We start from the raw sequence: 20956 nt of genomic DNA, 5'->3' as shown, positions 1-20956 counted from the left end.
TTGTCGTTGCTGGTTACCTGCGAACACTATTAGTAAAGCAAACGAACTAAATGCCTGCAAGCCGAATTTGTGAATCCGGAAAGGAAGTTACCTAAATGTTATGAAGCCATAGGAATGTGGTGGAGTCGGGCCAAACCGGTACCCTGAACCCATGACAAAGACAGTGGGTAGGGGTTTCGAGAAACATGGCTGATCAACCCTCTTCATCCCGGTTGCTCGGCCCGGTAGAGATCCGGGAACTGGCCGCCCAGCATGGAGTAACCCCCACGAAAAAACTGGGACAAAACTTCGTTCACGATGCGGGAACGGTGCGACGCATCGTGAGCCGCTCCGGGGTGCAGCCAGGTGAAAGTGTCCTCGAAGTCGGACCGGGGCTTGGATCACTGACGCTCGGATTGCTCGAGGCCGGGGTCAGGGTTGTGGCTGTCGAACTTGACGGAGCGCTGGCAGAAGCGCTGCCCGGAACCGTGTTGCGAAAGGACCCCGAGTGGGCCGGGCGCCTGTCCGTGATCAACAGGGATGCCACCGAGCTTCAGGTTGAGGAACTTCCCGAACTCCCTTCCGCCCTGGTGGCAAACCTTCCCTACAACGTTGCCGTCCCCATTCTGCTCACTCTCCTGCGTGATCTTCCGACCCTGCGCTCCGCCCTCGTCATGGTTCAAAAAGAGGTCGCCGACCGCCTGGTCGCAAAGCGAGGTTCCAAAACCTACGGAGCCCCGACCGTGAAGCTGGCCTGGTACGGACGTTCGGAACACGCTGGGACAATCGGGCCGGATGTGTTCTGGCCGCGACCCAATATCGACTCGGGACTGGTACGTTTCACGGCATTCGAAGTACCACGGGGAAGTGAGGAGCTCCGGGCGGCAACATTCCGCCTCATCGATGCGGCCTTTGAGCAGAGGCGCAAGATGATCCGCTCCTCCCTCAAACCCGTCATTTCCAACCCCGATGACATGACTGCGATTCTGGCGCAGGCCGAAGTTGACCCGCAGGCGCGGCCCGAGTCCCTGGGGGTTGAGCAGTTCCTCAGTATCGCTAAGGTCTGGTTGAACCGATGAAACGGGTGATAGCCTCCGCACCCGGGAAGATCAACCTGGCGCTTTTTGCCGGCCCTCTTGACAGCTCTGGTTACCACCCGCTGACAACGGTCTTCGAGGGAATCAGTCTTCGAGAGTACGTTGTGCTCGCGAAGACTGAGGGCCCCGGAGTTGGGGTCGAGACCCTGCTCTACAGGGCCTGTTCGGAGTTCGGCAATCCACTCTTCGACGAGGAGGGAACCGCCAGGTTTGCCCGGATGGACACCTCTCGACACCTGGCACTCAGGGCAGCAAAGCTCTTTGACCTTGATGCCCCCGGTTTGCGGATCACCGTGCACAAGACCCTTCCGGTCGCCGGAGGGATGGCTGGGGGAAGCGCCGACGCGGCAGCAGCACTGGTTGCCGGAAACAGGCTCAGCGGGGCCAATCTGACACCCGCGAGACTAGAGGAGATGGCGAGGACGCTCGGAGCAGATGTCCCAGCCTGCCTCCTGGGCGGGGTCGCCCTCGGACTGGGACGCGGCGACCACATGGAGCTCCTGCGTGGCGGTTCCCAGGTCCCGACCGCCCAGTCCCGCTGGTGGGTAGCAGTCTTCTCCTCCACGGGGCTCTCCACGCCCGATGTTTTTGAACGCTTTGATCAGGCACCCGGGCGAAAACCCACCAGGTCCCTGCCCTCAGTGGTGGCCGGGCAGTCCATTGATCAGGGGCTGAAAGAGACCCTCTCGGCTCCCGGAGACGGGGTGAAGTCCGCCCTCATCAATGATCTCCAAGCACCGGCGTTCGAGCTGCGTCCTGATCTTGCTGAGACCGCCCGACTTCTCGAAAGGGCCGGGGTTACCTGGATGATGTCCGGATCGGGACCGACCCTGGTGGCGCTTGCGGACAGCAGGCAGTTGGCGAAGGAACTCGCCCGCGAACTAGAGGGTCTGCCAGGCGTATCCGGAACGGCCGTCATGTGGGGTCCCAGTGAAGGGGCTCGACTTGAAGAGGATATTCCAGCCTGGTGTCGGAGCTAACTCTTTGAGTTGAGGGCATTCTCAGAGTAGGCGCGCTGCTTCTCGTGATCATCCTTGACCTGCTTCACCAGCAGGCTTCCACCACTCTCGAGGAGGGCGCGTTTCCAGGGCAGGACGCCCTCGATCTCGATCTGAATCGACCAGGAGAGAATGGTTCGAATCAGGACGATTAGGCCGAGGATGACTGCCTCTTCAATAGAGGGTTTCGATGTGATCGTTCGGACCAGGTCCGCGGCGACGAGGATCTCCAGCCCGAGAAGGATGGCGCTCCCGAGGGTGACACGCAGGGTGCTGAAGGCCTTCGAACCACCTTCATGGCGGTAGAGGGCTCGCACGGCGAGAATGGCTGCCAAAATGAAACCCAAAACCATCGTGAGGGTTCCTAACAGCTCAAACATCTCTGCAATGGCTGTGTACACGGCTTCCATGGTTCTCCAATCGCAACTTTCAAGTAGATACCGTACCCGGCTCAGGCCTTGGTTGGGTCGCAATGGAAATGATCGCCGGGTAACTAGGCCGCGGGGCGCGAAGGAAGTAGTGTTCGGATGTGATCCAAGTTGCACGAGAACTAGAGCGCCTGCAAAACGCCCTGCGGACGGTGAGCCTCCCTGTTGCGACCCCATCGGCGGGGGTCGTAGCTTCCCTGTGCTTCGACCTCGCGCAGCAGCTGGAAGACTACATCCTTCCGCGCTACCGCAGTCTCGATGCGCCCCTCCTGGCAGTCATTGGGGGGTCAACCGGCTCGGGTAAGTCCCTCATCATTAACTCTTTGGTTCGAGAGAAGGTTGCCCTTTCAACGGCTATTCGGCCCACAACCCGCCATCCGCTTCTGCTGCATGCCGGGGGTGAGGGCGAGTGGTTTGAAGGACCGAGGATCCTTCCCGGCCTGCCGAGGGTTGCCCAGGAGGGCTCGAGGGAGGCTGCTTCGATTGAGCCTGGTGGAGACACGACCCCCTCGCAACTGCAGCTGGCCCCCCACGTTCGCCTGCCGCGCGGACTAGCCCTGCTCGACTCCCCGGATATTGACTCGGTTGTGGAGCACAACCGAGTTCTGGCGGGACAACTCCTGGCTGCCGCTGACCTGTGGATCTTTGTCACGACTGCCGCGCGCTACTCAGATGCGATCCCGTGGAATCTTCTCCACGAGGCCGCTGCCCGTAACATAGTCCTCGCTGTTGTCCTCAACCGCATCCCCATCGGTGTCGAGGACGAGGTCGTTCCTGACCTGCGCGCTCGCCTGAGTGAGGCAGGGCTGGGAGACACGCCAGTCTTTCCCATTGCGGAGGCTCTTGATCCAGAGGGGTTCATTCCGGAACCCGCCCTGCTTCCCCTGGGCGAGTGGATCAACCGCATTGCCGTCGACGCGACGATCCGGGAGGGGGTGGCGCGCCAAACCCTCGAGGGTGCGACCTCGGCCCTGCTGTCGAACGAGGAAGAGATCGTTGCGGCTCTTCAGGAGCAGGCCGCCGCGATCGCGCGCATGGAGAGCGCGGTCAAGGGTGGTCTCTCCCTTGCAGAGCACAACTTCTCGGCGTCCCTAGCGGACGGCACACTCCTTCGCGCCGAGGTCATTAGCAGGTGGCAGGAAATAGTCGGAACAGGCGAGTGGATGCGGCGCCTGGAACGTGGTATCTCCTCACTTCGTGACCGGGTCACAGGATGGATCAGGGCCCGCGGCGCTGCGCCTGCAATGGCCGGGTTCGAGGATGCCCTCGAGGACTCCCTGTTAGTTTCGCTGGTCGCAACTTCCGAGGAGATGATTGCCGGAATCGAGTCGCAGTGGGCGATGCACCCGGACTCCGAAAAGCTTCTCACCGCGGTGGAGACCCACTTGCGCACGGGTGCTGAGAGGGAGGGGGCCGCTGCCCGCCTGATTAGAGAATGGCAGCGTGAGCTGGTTGAACTGGTGTCGACAACCGGTCGAGACAAGAGGGCAATGGCCCGGGTGCTCGCCGTCGGAGTCAATGTTCTTGGGGCTGCTCTCATCATCGTCATTTTCGCTTCGACCGCGGGCCTGACAGGTGCGGAGATCGCAGTTGCAGGTGGGACCGCGGTGGCTGCCCAAAGAGTTCTTGAAGCCATCTTTGGCGACGACGCCGTACGCCGGATGGCAACCCGGGCCCGCGAAGACCTGGTGGAGCGAACCACCGGGTTCCTCGCAGCTGATGCGGCCGTCTTTGAGAAGGTGATGGCTGAGCTGGGGGTAGGCGTTGAATCGCCCGGGGTAGTTCGGGACAGTTTCGCGGCGGTTCGCCGCGCCCTGGAAGAGGAGGGGGAGAGGTGAGTCGCGTCTCCGTGGCAGATGCGCTGACGGCCCTCGAGCAGGCTGTAACGCTGGGCCGGGGCCACGTCCCCGAAGAGCGGCTCGAAGGGGCCCGAGCGCTGCTGAGCCGAACGAAACAGCGACGCGGCCTGGACAGTGAGGCAACCATTGTCGCCTTTGCCGGAGCGACGGGCTCCGGTAAGTCATCCCTCTTCAACGCGATCATGGGTCGTGAACTAGCGCGGACGGCTGCCATCCGGCCCACGACCTCGGAGGCTCTGGCAGTCTCCGGCGGGGGCTTCAACGACCTGCTCGACTGGCTCGGGGTTGATCACCGTGCCGAGGTGGGGGATGTTCCCTGGATGGCGGGCTCGGACCTCATCCTCATCGATCTGCCTGACATCGACTCGGTTGTGACCCACCACCGGGCGGTGGCCGAGTACCTCATCGAACGTGCCGACGTGATCGTCTGGGTGGTGGACCCACAGAAGTACGCCGACGGTGTCCTCCACCTGGAGTTTCTCCAGCACCTCAGGGAGCAGTCCGGGGGAATGCTGGTGGCCTTGAACAAGGTGGACACCCTTTCGAATGAGGACGGACATCGAGTTGTCGAGCACCTCCGGTCGATGCTGGTACAGAGTCGCTTCAACGCCGAGGTTCTTGCGACATCTGCGACAGACGGAACGGGTTTGATGGAGTTGCGGTCGAAGCTTCTCCAAATCGCGTCGAAAAAGCAGGCGGTCCTGCGGCGTTTGGCGGCAGACCTGCGTCAGAAATCGACCGAGCTTCTACGCTGGGTTGAAGATGACGGAGGCAATCCCAGAGACTTGGGCCCGATGAAGGACTCTCGCGCGCTGGTGCGCGCCCTAAGCGGGGCCCTGGGTGGCAACGGTGTCGCGCGAGCGGCGGGGGAGGCGTACTTCCACCGTGGGATTGGCTCTGTCGGATGGGTGTGGACGCGCTGGGTGCGTTCGCTTCGTCCCGACCCGCTCCGTCGGCTGCATATTAGCGAAGGCGAAAGTAGCTCCGTACCTGCGGCGACCTCGATCGTGCGTTCGGAAACCCAGACGGCCGCGGTTCGTAGCGTGGTGCGACGCTTCGCTGCCGCTGAGTCGGAAGCACTGCCAAGCAGGTGGAAAAGAGGGGTGGTGCGGCGGGTCGAGGACGGCGTCGCCGACCTTGTTGATGCAGTCGACTCGGACCTTAGTCGCATTCCGCGGACTCTTGTCCGCCGTCCCCTTTGGTGGACGGTCGCTCAGGGTATTCAGCTGGGAGCAGCTTCAGCAGCAGCCGTCGGATTGGTGTGGCTGACCCTCTACTGGGTGGCGGACCTGCTGAAGATTGCCCTTCCGACGCTTCCGCACTGGGGGCCGCTCCCGGTCCCGACGGCCCTTCTGGTCGGCGGTCTGGCCCTGGGCTGGCTTTTCGCGGTTTTGGCTCGTTTCGCGCTCAAGGCAGGGCGATTAAGGACGGAAGCTCGGGTACGCCAGCACCTCGACAGGCAGATCCTGGACAGGGCAAAGGTCTTTGTCCTGCTCCCCTTGAAAACCGAGATCGATCAGTTCGCGCAGTTCACCGCGGCCCTTGAACTGGTCGCACGGGTGCGGGGGGACTAGCCGAGCTGCTCCGAGACCTCCAGCCAGCGCAACTCGAGTTCCTCGACCTCGTCCTCAACGGCGGTAATCTGCTGCATTTTCTCCGCCAGGAGGGCGAAGTTGGACTGGTCCAGGGTAGCCAGCGCCTCCCGGTCAGCCGCCGCCCGCTCAGTTAGCTTTGCCATCCTGCGCTCGATGGATGCCAGCTCCTTCTCAAGCGCCCGGCGCTCCGCGCCCGACTGGGCGGGTACGTCATCGGGGGAGAGGTCGGTGACGACCGGGGTGCCTCCACTGGCAATCAGTGACAGGTACTGGTCAACCCCTCCCGGTAGGTGACGTAGGCCGCCGTCGATGATTGCGAACTGAACATCGCTGACGCGCTCCAGGAGGTAGCGGTCGTGAGAGACAACGATGAGTGTTCCGGGCCAGGTGTCAAGCAGGTCTTCCATGGCGGTGAGCATGTCCGTGTCAACATCGTTGGTGGGCTCATCAAGGATGAGGACGTTGGGTTGACTGAGAAGTATGAGGAGCAGTTGCAGGCGCCTCTTCTGGCCGCCCGAGAGCTCGCCAACCCGGGACTGAAGGTGGGCCTGCTTGAACCCGAGCCGCTCAAGGAGTTGGGCGGGAGTCATTTCCTTCCCATCCACCTCGAAGCTGGTCTTGGTTCGTCCAAGCACCTCTCGGACCCGCTCGTCCTCGATCTCGGTGAGGGCGGAGAACTGCTGGTCGAGGATCGCAAGCTCTACGGTTTTGCCCTGACGGACTCGACCTGAAGTGGGTTTGAGGGCGCCCGAGATGAGGCCGAGCATCGTCGACTTACCGGCCCCGTTGGCGCCAAGTAGCGCGATCCTTTCACCCGGAGCTATCCGCCAGGTCACGTCGCGGACAATCTCTCGGGACGAGGCCGACTCGGGGTCGTAAGAGAAGGACACGTCCTCGAGGTCAACCACAAGTTTGCCGAGGCGGGAGGTTGCCAGGCGGCTCAACTCGACGCTGTCGCGCGGGGCAGGGATGTCTTCGATGAGGGCGTTGGCCGCGTCGATGCGGAACTTGGGTTTCGCGGTGCGGGCCGGTGCGCCACGACGCAGCCACGCCAGTTCCTTGCGCATGAGGTTCTGTCGTTTGGTTTCAGTGACGCTCGCGATGCGATCACGTTCGACGCGCTGCAGGACGTAGGAGGCGTAGCCGCCCTCGAACGGTTCGACGATCCCGTCGTGTACCTCCCAGGTGTGGGTGGAGATCTCGTCGAGGAACCAGCGGTCGTGAGTAACAACGACGAGGGCGCCGGCGTTCTTGGTCCACCTTGTCCTGAGGTGTTCTGCCAGCCAGGCGGTGCCCTGAAGATCGAGGTGGTTGGTTGGTTCATCCAGGATAAGGACGTCCCACTCACTGACCAGCAGGGCCGCGAGGGCGACGCGACGGGCCTGACCACCACTGAGACCGCCGACAGTCCCCTCCCATTCGAGGTCGGAAACCAGGCCCTCAATGACCTGACGCACTGTGGGATTGCTCGCCCAGATGTGCTCCGGAGTGTCACCGACGATCGCCTCTGCGACCGTCATCTCGGCAGGGAGGGTATCCCTCTGGTTCAGATAGCCGATCCGGAGGTCCTTGCGGGGGACCACGGCACCGCTGTCGGGGGTGAGTTCACCGGCGATTAGCCGTAGAAGCGTGGTTTTGCCATCGCCGTTACGCCCGACGATACCGATCCGCTGCCCCTCGCTGATGCCGAAGGTCACGTGATCGAGGACGGTGTGAGTAGGGAAGGAAACGGTCGCGTCTTCGACGCCAAGTAGGTGGGCCACGCGGCAAGGTTAGCCCACAGCTGGAGTTTTCGACTTTGCGGAGCCTGTGACACAATGGCGATTGCTTTCCGCCCTGGTGTAATGGCAGCACAGGGGTTTTTGGTGTCCTTAGTCCGGGTTCGAGTCCTGGGGGCGGAGCGAAGTGCTTAATTCGCGCAACCTAAGGGGAAAGCAAGTGAGCGGGATCATCACAACTGGAGAGAAACGCCTCGTTCTCGCCAGTGGTCGTGCACATCCAGAACTAGCAGATCAGGTCGGAAGCGCTCTTGGGTGCGATGTCATACCAACTTCCGCATACGACTTCGCAAACGGAGAAATCTACTTCCGATTCGGTGAGTCGGTTCGCGGTGCGGACGTCTTCATCATCCAGTCCATGACGTCACCGATCAACAAGTGGCTCATGGAACAGCTCATCATGATTGATGCTGCCAAGCGGGCATCCGCCAAGCGCATCACAGTGGTGGCTCCCTTCTATCCCTACGCACGCCAGGACAAGAAGCACAAGGGACGCGAACCCGTCTCAGCCAAGCTTGTTGCGGACCTCTACAAGGCCGCTGGTGCGGATCGTGTCATGAGTGTTGACCTGCACGCTGCGCAGGCTCAGGGCTTCTTTGACGGACCGGTTGACCACCTCTGGGCGATGCCCGTCCTCGTCGACTACGTGCGCCAGAGGATTGATCCCGAGAAGGTCGCGGTTGTGTCCCCCGATGCCGGACGTATTCGTGTGGCAGAGAAGTGGGCTGCCAAGCTCGGTAACTGCCCGCTGGCGTTCGTCCACAAGACCCGTGACACCTCGCAGGCGAATGTCGCCGTAGCGAACCGGGTTGTTGGTGACGTTCGAGGTCGACAGTGCGTCATCGTTGACGACCTCATCGACACAGGTGGAACGATCACGGAAGCTATTCGTGTGCTCTTCCAGGAGGGCGCTGCCGAGGTCATCGTTGCGGCCACCCACGGTGTACTCTCTGATCCGGCCGCTGAGCGGCTCGCTGGCTCGGGTGCCTCTGAGGTCATCATTACGGACACCCTGCCTGTCACCCCGGAGCAGCAGTTCGAGCAGCTGACGATTCTCTCGGTCGCTCCACTTCTGGCCCGTGGTATTCATGAGGTGTTTGAGGACGGCTCGGTCACCTCGATGTTTGATGGCGAGGCCTAGATAGTTTCAAGCGAATGCGTCACCGCGAAGAATTGTGCTTCGGGGTGACGCATTCCGCTAGATGCGGGTTGATTACACCCTCGTTGTACTCGTAATCTTGAGGGGTTGCCTGGCGAGGGAGACTTGATCTCCGTGATCGACAGGATTGAACGCCTCTTTTCAGAGGGGTCGTCGGGCATGACATGGACGTCAGCCGAGGCCCCAGTGGTCTTGACTGACCCGGCAGTCCCAAATGGGACGCATAGAAAAGAGGAACTATGGCAGCTGTAACTGAAAACAGCATCAAGGCGACCATCCGCGAAGAAGTTGGCAAGGGCTCGGCACGCCGCGCACGCCGCGAGGGTCTGGTCCCCGCGGTCCTTTACGGCCACAAGCTCGACTCGGTTCACCTGGATCTGCCCGGTCACGATATCTTCCTGATCGTCAAGGATTCGGCAAACGCAGTCATCACCGTCAACTACGGCAGCAAGAAGCAGCTGGCACTCGTGAAGCACATCCAGCGTCACCCGGTTCGCCGCAACATCCTTCACATCGACCTGCTCGCAGTCTCCGCCAAGGAGCGGGTTGAGGTCGAGGTTCCGATCCTCCTGGTCGGCGAGCTGGCTCCGGGCGTACAGATGCAGCAGGAAGAGTTCAGCCTGGTCATTTCTGCACCGGCAATCTCGATTCCCGAGCACATCGAGGTTTCCATTGAGGGTCTCACCGAAGGGGCGGTCGTTCGCGTCTCTGACCTGACCCTGCCTGAGGGTGTCGAGGTGAACGACGAACTGCTCGAGCGCGACATCCTTTCGGTCAACGCGATCACCGAGAACGCCGAGGAAGAGGCAGAGGAAGTTGCCGATGCAGAGGCAGCAGTTGAGGCAGCCGTCTAAGGTGGCATGAAAGTGCTAAATCCTTAGGGAGGAGTCCCATGCAAAGCGGCCAGAGCCAAGTAGATTCCACGAGGCGTCTACATTCCATTATTCCCGCAGGGGGATCAGGAACCAGGCTCTGGCCGCTTTCGCGCGCGGGACATCCCAAGTTTCTCCTCGACCTCCTCGGTCGGGGGACAACACTCCTCGAGGCTACGGCCCTGAGGCTTGCGCCGATCTCGGCGTCAATTACGGTCGTCACCGGGCAGGCTCACGCCGACGCGGTGAAGGCGCAGCTCTCAGGACTGCAGAAAGCCGGCCTCCTGGATGCGAACCTCGACGTGGATGTCGTGGTGGAACCCTCCGGGCGGGACTCAATGCCGGCCATAGGTTTGGCGGCCGCGTTGATCGCGCGGCGTTACGGCGACGATGCCATCGTGGGTTCATTCGCCGCAGATCATGCCATAGGCGATGAGGATGCTTTCAGGGCAACAGTCCTCGAAGCCGCAGGGGCCGCTCGCGCCGGCTATATCTGCACCATCGGTATCCAACCTACCTTTCCGTCAACGGCCTTCGGGTACATCAAACCGACTGACAAGACTGTTTCCGAGGGCGCCTCGCTGGTCGCAGAGTTCGTCGAAAAGCCTCCGCTGAGCATCGCCGAGAGGTACGTGGAGGCCGGATACCTGTGGAATGCGGGCATGTTTGTCATGGGGGCCGGAGCCGTCCTCGGTCACCTTCGTAACCTTCAGCCCGAGATGGCTGACAGGCTGCAGCAGATGGCGCAGGTCTGGGACCAGCAGGATCTCTCGGATGTCGTGGCAACCATTGACGTCCTCTGGCAGGAGGTGCCAAGGATCGCCATCGACCATGCGGTCGCGGAACCCGTGGCAGCGCTCGGAGGAGTGGCGGTTGTGGCGGCTCCTGCGGCGGTGGGCTGGAGTGACGTCGGGGACTTTGAGGCGCTGGCCGAGATGGGCGCTGTGGAAGCAGGGGAGAGCGGTGAGACCGAGATCGTGAGGATTTCTGCACCGGGCTCTTTTGCCGTTAGTACCAGTGGACGCCTGGTTGCAATTGTGGGAATTCCGGACGCGGTGGTCATTGATACGGAAGATGCCCTGCTTGTTACGGTGAAGGAAAACGCCCAGCAGGTCAAGGATGTTGTGGACTTCCTCAAGCACACGGGACGAACCAAGTACATCTGATCTTTCACCCGGAGGTTCCCATCAGGGCCTGAAACGTGACCCAAACATCACTGATTACAGAATTGTTGCTTTTCCGGTGCTAGCCTTCGATTCCTTAGGTGTCTTCGAGGTACCTCGATAGGCTACCCAAGTGACCTAAGTCTGTTCCTGCGCGACGTATGCCAGTGAACACAAGGGCATAAGTGAAAACTCTTATCAGGAGGAATACGTGAAGAAGACGATGCGATTTGGCGCACTAGCCGCCGTTGCAGCTCTTGGCCTGGCTGCCTGTGGTTCTGCTCCAGATGCCGGTACCGACGCTGGTACCTCAGGCGAACAGTCCGGTGCCACCGAAGCCACTTCAGACGTCAAGGCCTGCATGGTCTCTGACTCCGGTGGTTTCGAAGACAAGTCCTTCAACCAGTCAGGCTATGAGGGCCTGATGATGGCTAAGGATGCCTTCGGTATCAAGGTTGACAAGGCTGAGTCCACAAGCGACGCCGACTTTATCCCGAACATTGAGAACATGGTTCAGGGCGGCTGCTCGATCATCATCGGTGTTGGCTTCCTGATGGCTGACGCCATCAGCGAGTCCGCTGCACAGTACCCGGACACCAAGTTTGCTCTGGTTGACTCCCCGTTCAACGAGCCGCTGGACAACACCAAGGCACTTCTGTTCAACACCGCTGAGGCCTCGTACCTCGCCGGTTATGCAGCAGCTGGCATGTCCACCACCGGCAAGGTTGGTGCCTACCTGGGCATGAACCTTCCTTCAACCGCTATCTTCAACGATGGTTACGTTGATGGTGTTGCCAAGTACAACGAGGTTCACTCGGAGTCGGTTGAGGTCATCGGTTGGGACAAGGCCGCGCAGGACGGCATGGCTACCGGTAACTTCGAAGATGTTTCGAAGGGCAAGCAGTTCTCTGAGCAGCTCATCCAGCAGGGCGTTGACGTGATCATGCCTGTTGCAGGTCCGGTCGGCATGGGTACCCTGGCAGCTGCCAAGGAAAACCCCGGCACCATGGTTATCTGGGTTGACGCCGATGGCGCCCTCACCAACCCGGGCGATGCTTCGGTAATCCTGACCTCGGTCATGAAGCAGATTTCCGCTGCGGTTTACGATGCAATCCAGGCCGTTGTTGAGGGCACCTGGACCTCTGAGGCTTACGTTGGCACCCTTGCCAACGGTGGCGTCGGAATTGCTCCTTGGCACGATTTTGAGGACAAGGTTTCGCCTGAGCTGAACGACGAGATCGAGCAGATCAAGCAGGAAATTATCGACGGCACCATCGTCGTTGAGTCCACCAACACCCCTAAGTAGTCCACTCACTATATGAGGCGACACCTTAGGTGATTGTTAGCGGGGGTCCGGTTCTGCCGGGCCCCCGCTTTCTGCGTCCAATTGGACACCGAGGAACCTTACTCCAATAAGGTCTTGAGTCCGCGGCATATAGTTGGTCACAGACACCTAGAAAACAGAACATTGCATTTGAAGTAGTAACAGGAGAATGTGTAAATTCATTCTCTACCCCCAGTAACTCTGGTTACCCCTACAACGATGAAGGGATCGATGTGGAACTTGAGCTAAAAGGGATCACGAAGGTCTTCGGACCGCTGGTAGCAAACGACGCCATTAGTCTGACGGTTGAGCCCGGTAAGATCCATGCCCTGCTTGGAGAAAACGGTGCTGGCAAGTCAACCCTGATGAACGTCCTCTACGGTCTCTACCAGCCGGACGAAGGCCAGATCCTTATAGACGGCGAACCGGTTCAATTCTCAGGACCTGGCGACGCTGTGGCCGCAGGTATCGGAATGGTTCACCAGCACTTCATGCTGGTGCCGGTATTTACAGTCGCAGAGTCAGTAGCCCTCGGCTATGAACCAACCTCCGCAGTTGGTGGCATTCTCAACCTGAAGGAAGCCCGCAAGCGCGTTCTTGAGCTCTCCGATAAGTTCGGGTTCGGCCTCCAGCCGGATGCGGTCATTGAGGACCTCCCGGTTGGTGTACAGCAGCGTGTTGAGATCATCAAGGCACTCTCGCGTGACGCTAAGGTACTTATTCTTGATGAGCCCACGGCGGTGCTGACACCTCAGGAAACTGATGAGCTGATTGCGATCATGAAGCAGCTCAAAGAGTCGGGGACCTCGATTGTCTTCATCACCCATAAGCTCCGCGAGATCCGAGCGGTGGCCGACACCATTACGGTTATTCGGCGCGGCAAGGTAGTTGGTACAGCCAAGCCCACGGATTCCGAGAAGGACCTGGCCTCAATGATGGTCGGACGTCCCGTGAGCCTCGAGGTTGAAAAGGACCCGGCCAAACCGGGTGAACCTGGACTCGTCTTTGACAGTGTCTCCCTGATCAACACCGATGGTGTCGCGGCTCTCGACCACGTCTCCTTTGAGGTTCGTGGCGGAGAGATTCTCTGTATCGCAGGCGTCCAGGGTAATGGTCAGACCGAACTCTGCGAGGCCATCGTCGGTACTCGCACCATTGATGGCGGCTCTATTTCGATGTCGGGTGTCGACATCAAGGACGTCTCCATCAAGCAGCGCTTCCGTGACGGACTGGGATATGTTCCTGAAGATCGTCAGACCGACGGAATGATCGCGTCGTTCTCGGTGGCTGAGAACCTGATCTTGAACCGGTATGACCAGAAGCCCTACGCAACTGGCATCAATATGCACCCGGGAATCATCAAGAGCAACGCTGAGAAGCTCACCAAAGAGTTCGATGTGCGCCTCACGAATGTCGAAGACCCCATCTCGACCCTCTCCGGAGGTAACGCACAGAAGGCGATCCTCGCGCGTGAGTTGTCCAGGCCCATCAACGTTCTAGTGGCCGCACAGCCCACCCGTGGCGTAGACGTCGGTGCCATTGAGTTCGTCCATAACCGCATCGTTGAAGAGCGCGATGGAGGCACTGCTGTCCTCGTGGTCTCCACTGAGTTGGACGAGGTCGTTGGGCTTGCAGACCGAATTGCAGTGATGTACCGAGGTGGAATTGTCGGCATCGTTCCACCGGACACGCCGAGAGCAGTCCTCGGTCTTATGATGGCCGGCATCCCCTACGAGGATGCAATGAAGCAGGCTGGTACCCCGGCAGCGCAGGAAGGTGTGAACGAAGGTGAGTAGTCCTGCAGTTCTAGATCCAGAACCCCCCACACTTGAACCGGACACCGGCCCGGATCCCGTCAAACAGTGGTGGAAGCGGTTCGTCAAGGGTGTCCTCAGCCCCGGTGCTGGCACTATCGCACTGGCGATCCTCCTAGCCCTCCTTATCGGCGCCCTGATCGTCGTTATCTTCGACCCAGCAGTGCAGCATGCAGCGGGTTATCTGTTCGCGGCTCCCGGTGACTTTTTCTCAGCAGTTTGGGAAGCCTTCTCCGGGTTCTTCACGGCTCTTGTTCGGGGCTCCATCTTCGACTGGCGTCAGAGCAGCTTCCAGGCTGCGATTCGACCCCTGACCGAGTCGATCGTTCGTGCGACCCCACTGATCATCGCCGGTCTGGCGGTGGCTGTTTCCTTCACCGCAGGCCTGTTCAACATTGGTGTTCAGGGCCAGCTCATAATGGGTGCCCTCCTCGGCGGTTACATCGGCTTCGCCTGGAACCTCCCCGTAGGCATCCACCTGCTGGTAGCCATCCTCGGAGCAATCCTTGGTGGCGCGATCTGGGGTTTCATCCCCGGCATTCTGAAGGCACGCCTCGGGGCCAACGAAGTTATCGTCACCATCATGCTGAACTCGGTGGCGGCACTGTTTCTTGCCGCGATGCTGCAGACCACGACCTTCTATGGTGAGGGATACCCCGGAAAGTCGATGAAGATCTTCGACACGGCTTTGTACCCAGGTCTCCTCGGAGGCGGTTTCCGTCTCAATGCCAGCCTGATCGCAGCGATCTTGGCCTCTATCTTCGTGTGGTGGCTGATGGATCGCTCGACATTCGGTTTTGAGATTCGCGCTGCCGGGGCAAACCCAGATGCCGCCAAGACCGCGGGCATCAATGTTCCCCTGGTGATCATGTTGACACTGACCATCTCAGGCGCACTTGCCGGTCTTGCTGCCACGGCTCCTGTCCTTGGCACCGAGAGGGCTATTACAGGTGGTGTTGCCGGAAGTATCGGATTCGATGCGATTACGGTGGCGCTACTTGGACGATCGCGCCCAGTGGGCGTGTTCTTTGCCGGACTTCTGTTCGGTGCGCTCGCTGCGGGTGGTGCTCTCATGCAGTCCTCCGCAGGAATCCCCGTTGACATCGTCATCATTACCCAGGCAATCATCGTTCTGACGATTGCGGCTTCCGAAGCCATCAGGGCTTCGCGCGCTATCAAGAGGGAAAACGCTCTGACCGTCAAGAAGGTTGACACCGAGCACGAAGAGAAGTCGGCTCAGACGGAAGGAGTGCAGGCATGAGCACCGTAGTTTCAACCCCTGCAAAGCACAGTCAGCCAGCTCCTGTTGCCAGCGAGATCATTCTCCCCATCTCTTGGAGAGATCCGGTTGTCACCGCGATCATGGCGCTGGCAACGGTCATCATGGCCATCATCGTCAAGGGTGAGTCGAACATTTCGTTCGCCGGAGCCTCGGGCTGGTTCAAGGCCGGAACGATGACAATCAACGCCCCGCTGTCCATCTGGATCCTGGCTGTCATCGCCATCGCTTTCTCCGTTGTCACATTCAAACTGGCCGTTGACCGCAAGCCGGTCCCCGGATGGTTTGTCGTCATTGTCGGCGTGGCCTTTGTGGTCGCCTTCCTGATCCTGGCGGTTGCCGGTCGTCCTTCGGCCAACCTTCCGGTTGTCTCACTGTTCGCCGGTGGCCTGATGTTCGCGACACCGCTCGTGTTTGGTGCCCTTGCTGGCGTCATCAATGAACGTGCGGGTGTCATCAACATCGCGATTGAAGGACAGCTTCTGTTCGGAGCATTCGCCGGTGCGCTGACCGCCTCGATCTTCGGTTCGTCTTGGTTCGGCCTCATCGGAGCCCCGATTGCAGGTGCGCTCCTCAGCGTCCTGCTCGCACTGTTTACGATCAACTACCGTGCTAACCACATTGTTGTGGGTGTTGTTCTCAACATGCTGGCACTTGGTTTGACGTCGTTCCTCTTCTCGACTCTACTTTCTGATTCGAGCCAGTTGAACAAGCCCATGAAGCTGCCGGTGCTCCCGATCCCGATCCTCAAGGACATTCCGATCATCGGCCCGGTCCTCTTCAACCAGACGATCCTCGTCTACCTGATGTATGCGGCCGTAATCATCCTCCAGTTCATGCTGTTCAACTCTCGCTGGGGCCTACGCCTGCGCGCGGTGGGTGAGAAGCCTCGTGCAGCCGATACCGTGGGTATTCGTGTCAATACGATTCGCTGGCACAACGTCCTTCTTGGCGGTGCGGTTGCGGGTCTGGGCGGCGCGTTCTTCACCGTGGGTCAGGGTCTAGCTTTCTCCAAGGATATGGCTGCAGGCAACGGCTTTATCGCCCTGGCGGCAATGATTCTGGGACGTTGGAACCCGATCGGAGCCCTTACCGCGGCACTCCTATTCGGTTTTGCAACCAACCTCGGTGCGGTCATGCAGGCGGTCGGAGCTCCGGTTCCAGCCGAGTACCTGCTGATGATTCCCTACATCGTCACCATCCTGGCGGTGGCCGGCTTTGTGGGGGCGGTTAGACCGCCTGCCTCAGAAGGTATTCCCTATCCATAGCAACAAGGCCCGCGCCAACTGGCGCGGGCCTTGCCAAACTATCCAACTCTCCAAATGACAAGGAAGTCGAATGACTGAGAATCAGATTCCTGAGGAGATCTGGCGCCTGCTCCATGAGCACGCGGTGGCCGCAATGAAGACGGCCTACGCCCCCTACTCAAACTTTCCCGTCGGTGCAGCAGCACTGGTCGATGACGGCCGAATCGTGACCGGCTGCAACGTTGAGAATGCTTCATATGGCGTGGGACTCTGCGCCGAGTGCGGCCTGGTCTCTGACCTGGCTCGAAGCGGCGGAGGGCGCCTGGTGGCCTTCAAGTGTGTTGATGGGCTAGAAGAAGCAGCGTCTCCCTGTGGTAGGTGCCGCCAGTTGCTCTTCGAGTTTGGGGGTAACAGCCTCTGGGTAGAGATGCCAGAGGGACGAATGACCATGGACCGGGTTCTCCCCGGTGGCTTTGGACCCTCTGATCTTGAACGGGTCTATGTAGCAGATGCAGTAGAAGATCTCGAGTATGAGGAGCAGAACTAGTGGCTAAGACAGAACCATTTGACGCAGTTGATGTAATTCGCACCAAGCGCGATTCTCACCGGATCCCCGACCCAATGATCGATTGGGTCATCGATGCCTATACTCGCGGAGTCGTCACCAACGACCAGATGGCATCACTGGCCATGGCAATCTTCCTTAACGGAATGGACCGTGAAGAAATCGCCCGCTGGACCACCGCCATGATGAACTCTGGGATTCGGATGAACTTCGATAACCTCGGGCGTCCCACAGCGGATAAGCACTCCACCGGTGGAGTGGGCGACAAGATCACCCTCCCGCTCGCACCGCTCGTCGCCGTCTTCGGCGTTGCGGTTCCACAGCTTTCCGGGCGCGGCCTCGGCCACACCGGAGGCACGCTGGACAAGATGGAGTCCATTCGTGGCTGGGAGGCTGAAATCTCCGAAGCGAAGATGATGCAGATGCTGGGGGCCGATGGTCCCGGCGCCGTCATCTGCGCGGCTTCAGCAGACCTTGCTCCCGCGGATAAGAAGCTCTACGCTCTGCGTGATGTCACGGCAACCGTTGACTGCATCCCGCTGATCGCCTCTTCGATCATGTCGAAGAAGATTGCAGAGGGCACAGGTTCACTCGTCCTCGACGTCAAGGTTGGTTCGGGTGCCTTCATGAAGGACCAGGCGCAGGCACGCAAGCTGGCCGAAACGATGGTCGCCCTGGGAACAGATGCTGGTGTGAAGACCTCGGCGTTGCTGACGAACATGTCGACACCGCTCGGCCTCATGATCGGTAACGCGCTTGAAGTTCAAGAGTCCATTGATGTCCTCGCAGGTGGGGGGCCGAAAGACGTCGTTGACCTCACGGTCCTGCTGGCTGAAGAAATGCTTCGTCTGGCCGGAAAGACGGATGTCGATGTGCGAGCAGCCCTGAACGACGGTCGGGCGATGGACCACTGGCGCCGCATGGTGGCCGACCAGAACGGTGACCTAGATGCACCTCTGCCGAAGGCAAAGCACAGCGAAGTCATCTACGCAGAGTCTGACGGCTTCGTAGAGAAGATGGATGCCTGGGGCGTCGGTATCTCGGCATGGCGCCTTGGCGCCGGCCGAACCCGTCAGGGAGAGAAGCTTGACCTCGGGGCCGGTATCCAAATCCACGCTAAGCCGGGAGATCCGATCAAGAAGGGCCAGCCGCTGCTGACCCTGTTCACTGACACTCCGGAAAAGTTCGCAAGAAGCATCGAGGCTCTCGATGGTGCCATCGAGATTAGTACCGAGGAGCCGACAAATCTGACTCCGCTCGTCCTCGACCGGATCGACGCCTAGCAACCAAAACGTCTGGGGCTGGCCCGAGATGCGGCCAGTCCCAGTAACTCTTAGGAGAAAATGATGACAAATCGTGAAACCGTGGCCCAGATGGTTGACCACACCCTCCTCAAGCCTGAGGCCACCGCGGCTGATGTCCAGGCGTTGATTGATGACGCGGTAGAGCTCGGGACCTTCTCGGTCTGTGTCTCACCGTCGATGATCCCGGTCGAGCTTCCTGAGTCGTTGAAGCTGGCCGTGGTCGTCGGTTTCCCCTCGGGTGCCGTCAAGCCCGCGGTGAAGGCCTTTGAAGCAGCTCAGGCTGCGGCTGACGGCGCGGATGAGATTGACATGGTGGTGAACCTGGCTTTCGTCAAGCAGGGCGACTACGAAGCCGTTGAGTCCGAAATCCAGGGCGTACGTGATGCTGCACCGAAGACTCTGCTCAAGGTCATCATCGAGTCGGCCGCGCTGACCGATGAAGAGATCGTGAGCACCTGTGAGGCAGCGGTTCGTGCGGGTGCGGACTACGTCAAGACTTCCACGGGTTTCCACCCCGCAGGGGGCGCCAGCACCCATGCTGTAGCACTGATGCGGAAGACGGTTGGGCCGGACATTGGCGTGAAGGCCTCCGGAGGCGTGCGTGATGCAGCTGCCGCCGAAGCAATGATTGAGGCCGGGGCCAGCCGCCTGGGTCTCTCCGGCACGGCAGCCGTCCTTGACGGGCTCGAGGGATAGTTCTCCCGTAGACAAAGACGCCCCGCGTCGGCCAGTACCATTTGAGGTAAGCCGACGCGGGGCGTCTTTGTGTGTGCGGTTTAGATCCCGATAGCGGGGGCCATCGCAGCCTTGATCGCTTCCAGTCGCTGCGCAGCGCGAATCCGTGCTGCCGCCACCGATCCCTCTTCCACAGGCTCAATAACCTCGATGTAGCACTTCAGCTTCGGCTCGGTTCCCGAGGGACGCACGACGACCCGGTCGTTGCGCTCCGTGATGTAGAGCAAACCGTCCGTCGGGGGCAGGTCAGCTGAGCCCACGGCGAGGTCGATGCCGGTCACCACGCGTGAACCAGCAATCTCTTCGAGTCCGTTGGTGCGCAGGTTCTGCATTCCCTTGGCAATCAGGCTGAGATCCTCAACGCGGATGGTGAGGGGAGCCGTGGCATGAAGTCCGTGCTTCTCCGCAAACTCATCCAGCTTATCTCCAAGCGTGCGTCCCTCTGCCTTCAGTGCAGCTGCCAGCGCGGCCAGCTTCGTTCCTGCGGAGATGCCGTCCTTATCACGCACAAAGTCCGGGTCGACGCAGTAGCCGAGGGCCTCTTCGTAGCCGAAGACAATGCCGGGAACCCGAGAGATCCACTTGAAGCCAGTCAGGGTGTTGGCATGTCCGAGGCCGATGTCTGCGGCAATGCGGCTGAGCAGGCGTGACGAGACTATGGAGTTCGCCAGCATTCTCTTGGGCAGCTCTGCGGCATCGGTGACTGCAGCAACCTCACGCGCCTTCTGCTCACCTAGTAGCGAACCGACCTCATCACCGGTGAGCTGACGCCATCCCGAAGCCGAGTTGGGGTCTGGAATAGCGGCCGAGGAACGGTCTGCATCGGGGTCGTTAGCCAGGATGATGTCAGCATCGATCTCAGCTGCGGTGCGGAAGGAGAGATCGAGAGCCCCGGGCTCCTCCGGGTTCGGGAAAGCCACGGTCGGGAAGTCGGGATCCGGTTCATGCTGTTCGGCAACGACGGTAACATCCTTGAACCCACAGTGATCGAGGGCCTTCATCGCAGTCTCGCCGCCGACACCGTGCATTGAGGTGAGGACGATCTTGAGGTCACGCGGACCTTCAGGAACGATCTCGGTGATGCGCTCGATGTACTTATCAACAAGATCCGAACCGATGAACTCCCAGCCGGACTCTGCTCTCTGAACGGAGGATACCGAGGGGACAGCCTCAATCTGCTCGAGGATCTGGGCGTCGTAGGGGGGAACAATCTGTGTGCCCTGTCCGGCTCCGGTGACCACACGCCCACCGAGGTAGACTTTGTAGCCGTTATCTTCCGGGGGGTTGTGAGAGGCGGTCACCATGACCGCGGCATCCGCATCAAGATGACGGAGCGCAAACGCAGTCAGTGGGGTCGGGAGTGCCTTCTCGAAGACGAGGGCGTGTCCGCCACCGGCCTCAACTACGGCAGCGGTATCAAGTGCGAACTCGTGCGAGCCATAGCGTGCGTCATAGCCGATGACGACCTTGAAGCCCTCGGGAAGGACGGAGTGCAGGTAGTTGGTCAGTCCCGCTGCTGCGCGAATCACAACCGCACGGTTCATGCGGTTGGGCCCGGCACCGAGATGACCTCGAAGCCCTGCAGTACCGAAGGTGAGCATTCCTGAAAAGCGATCAGCGAGCTCCGCGCTAGCGCCCTCATCGCCCTCATCAGAAAGTTTCAGAAGCTGCTCGAGCTCCTGTGCATCGCGGATGTTGGGATCATCATCGATCCAAGTCAGAACTGCTTCACGGTCGAAAAGTTCAACAGACATGTGGTT

At 60.2% G+C, this 20956-nt stretch carries 17 protein-coding genes and 1 tRNA gene; 15 read left to right on the top strand and 3 right to left on the bottom strand.

Annotated features, from left to right (window positions below; genetic code table 11):
• The first annotated feature begins 185 nt into the window (after positions 1 to 185).
• Together rsmA and CS903_RS00285 are read left to right on the top strand one after the other, a co-directional pair.
• Positions 186 to 1058: a 16S rRNA (adenine(1518)-N(6)/adenine(1519)-N(6))-dimethyltransferase RsmA gene (gene rsmA, locus CS903_RS00290; protein ID WP_099331558.1), complete on the top strand. Its 873-nt coding sequence runs from the start codon at positions 186 to 188 to the stop codon at positions 1056 to 1058.
• On the top strand, positions 1055 to 2056 hold the full coding sequence (locus CS903_RS00285; protein ID WP_099331557.1) for a 4-(cytidine 5'-diphospho)-2-C-methyl-D-erythritol kinase: 1002 nt from the start codon (positions 1055 to 1057) through the stop codon (positions 2054 to 2056). Before rsmA ends, CS903_RS00285 begins: the two co-directional genes overlap by 4 nt.
• Here CS903_RS00285 and CS903_RS00280 read toward each other — a convergent pair.
• The gene (locus tag CS903_RS00280; RefSeq protein ID WP_099331556.1) at positions 2053 to 2484 is read right to left on the bottom strand and encodes a DUF1622 domain-containing protein; all 432 of its coding nucleotides are present in this window, start codon (positions 2482 to 2484) and stop codon (positions 2053 to 2055) included. The two genes, CS903_RS00285 and CS903_RS00280, sit on opposite strands and share 4 nt — an antisense overlap.
• Before the next feature lie 119 nt (positions 2485 to 2603).
• Here CS903_RS00280 and CS903_RS00275 point away from each other — a divergent pair, with 119 nt between their 5' ends.
• The gene (locus CS903_RS00275) at positions 2604 to 4340 is read left to right on the top strand and encodes a GTPase domain-containing protein (RefSeq protein WP_099331555.1); all 1737 of its coding nucleotides are present in this window, start codon (positions 2604 to 2606) and stop codon (positions 4338 to 4340) included.
• Complete coding sequence (locus CS903_RS00270) at positions 4337 to 5935, top strand: GTPase family protein (RefSeq protein ID WP_164996622.1); 1599 nt, start codon at positions 4337 to 4339, stop codon at positions 5933 to 5935. Before CS903_RS00275 ends, CS903_RS00270 begins: the two co-directional genes overlap by 4 nt.
• Here the strand turns inward: CS903_RS00270 and CS903_RS00265 are convergent.
• Complete coding sequence (locus CS903_RS00265) at positions 5932 to 7719, bottom strand: ABC-F family ATP-binding cassette domain-containing protein (protein WP_099331553.1); 1788 nt, start codon at positions 7717 to 7719, stop codon at positions 5932 to 5934. The two genes, CS903_RS00270 and CS903_RS00265, sit on opposite strands and share 4 nt — an antisense overlap.
• Before the next feature lie 67 nt (positions 7720 to 7786).
• Between CS903_RS00265 and CS903_RS00260 the strand changes: the two genes are divergently transcribed.
• From CS903_RS00260 to deoC, 11 genes are all read left to right on the top strand, one after another.
• Positions 7787 to 7857 (top strand) — tRNA-Gln (locus CS903_RS00260).
• A 37-nt stretch (positions 7858 to 7894) separates the two neighbouring features.
• On the top strand, positions 7895 to 8875 hold the full coding sequence (locus CS903_RS00255; RefSeq protein WP_099331552.1) for a ribose-phosphate diphosphokinase: 981 nt from the start codon (positions 7895 to 7897) through the stop codon (positions 8873 to 8875).
• A gap of 257 nt (positions 8876 to 9132) precedes the next feature.
• A complete protein-coding gene (locus CS903_RS00250; RefSeq protein WP_099331551.1) occupies positions 9133 to 9747 on the top strand; it encodes a 50S ribosomal protein L25/general stress protein Ctc in 615 nt (204 codons plus the stop codon).
• A gap of 38 nt (positions 9748 to 9785) precedes the next feature.
• Entirely contained in the window at positions 9786 to 10931 is a 1146-nt protein-coding gene (locus CS903_RS00245) for a mannose-1-phosphate guanylyltransferase (protein WP_099331550.1), read from the top strand.
• Positions 10932 to 11139: 208 nt separating this feature from the next.
• Positions 11140 to 12234, top strand: a complete 1095-nt coding sequence (locus CS903_RS00240) for a BMP family lipoprotein (RefSeq protein WP_207203707.1) — start codon at positions 11140 to 11142, stop codon at positions 12232 to 12234.
• Between the two features lie 251 nt (positions 12235 to 12485).
• Positions 12486 to 14048, top strand: coding sequence for an ABC transporter ATP-binding protein (locus CS903_RS00235; RefSeq protein WP_099331549.1), 1563 nt, complete (start codon positions 12486 to 12488; stop codon positions 14046 to 14048).
• Complete coding sequence (locus CS903_RS00230) at positions 14041 to 15327, top strand: ABC transporter permease (protein ID WP_099331548.1); 1287 nt, start codon at positions 14041 to 14043, stop codon at positions 15325 to 15327. Before CS903_RS00235 ends, CS903_RS00230 begins: the two co-directional genes overlap by 8 nt.
• Positions 15324 to 16613, top strand: a complete 1290-nt coding sequence (locus CS903_RS00225) for an ABC transporter permease (protein WP_099331547.1) — start codon at positions 15324 to 15326, stop codon at positions 16611 to 16613. Before CS903_RS00230 ends, CS903_RS00225 begins: the two co-directional genes overlap by 4 nt.
• 70 nt (positions 16614 to 16683) lie before the next feature.
• The gene (locus CS903_RS00220) at positions 16684 to 17139 is read left to right on the top strand and encodes a cytidine deaminase (RefSeq protein ID WP_099331546.1); all 456 of its coding nucleotides are present in this window, start codon (positions 16684 to 16686) and stop codon (positions 17137 to 17139) included.
• On the top strand, positions 17139 to 18440 hold the full coding sequence (locus tag CS903_RS00215; RefSeq protein ID WP_099331545.1) for a thymidine phosphorylase: 1302 nt from the start codon (positions 17139 to 17141) through the stop codon (positions 18438 to 18440). Before CS903_RS00220 ends, CS903_RS00215 begins: the two co-directional genes overlap by 1 nt.
• Positions 18441 to 18503: 63 nt before the next feature.
• Positions 18504 to 19157 (top strand): deoxyribose-phosphate aldolase, encoded by a 654-nt coding sequence (gene deoC / locus CS903_RS00210; RefSeq protein ID WP_099331544.1) that lies wholly within the window; start codon positions 18504 to 18506, stop codon positions 19155 to 19157.
• 80 nt (positions 19158 to 19237) lie between these two features.
• Here the strand turns inward: deoC and CS903_RS00205 are convergent, their stop codons facing one another.
• On the bottom strand, positions 19238 to 20950 hold the full coding sequence (locus CS903_RS00205; RefSeq protein WP_099331543.1) for a phospho-sugar mutase: 1713 nt from the start codon (positions 20948 to 20950) through the stop codon (positions 19238 to 19240).
• Between the last annotated feature and the right edge of the window lie 6 nt (positions 20951 to 20956).

The organism is Actinomyces minihominis, from assembly GCF_900187855.1.
Classification (GTDB): Bacteria; Actinomycetota; Actinomycetes; order Actinomycetales; family Actinomycetaceae; genus Scrofimicrobium; species Scrofimicrobium minihominis.
This window is presented reverse-complemented; position numbering and strand designations above follow the sequence as displayed.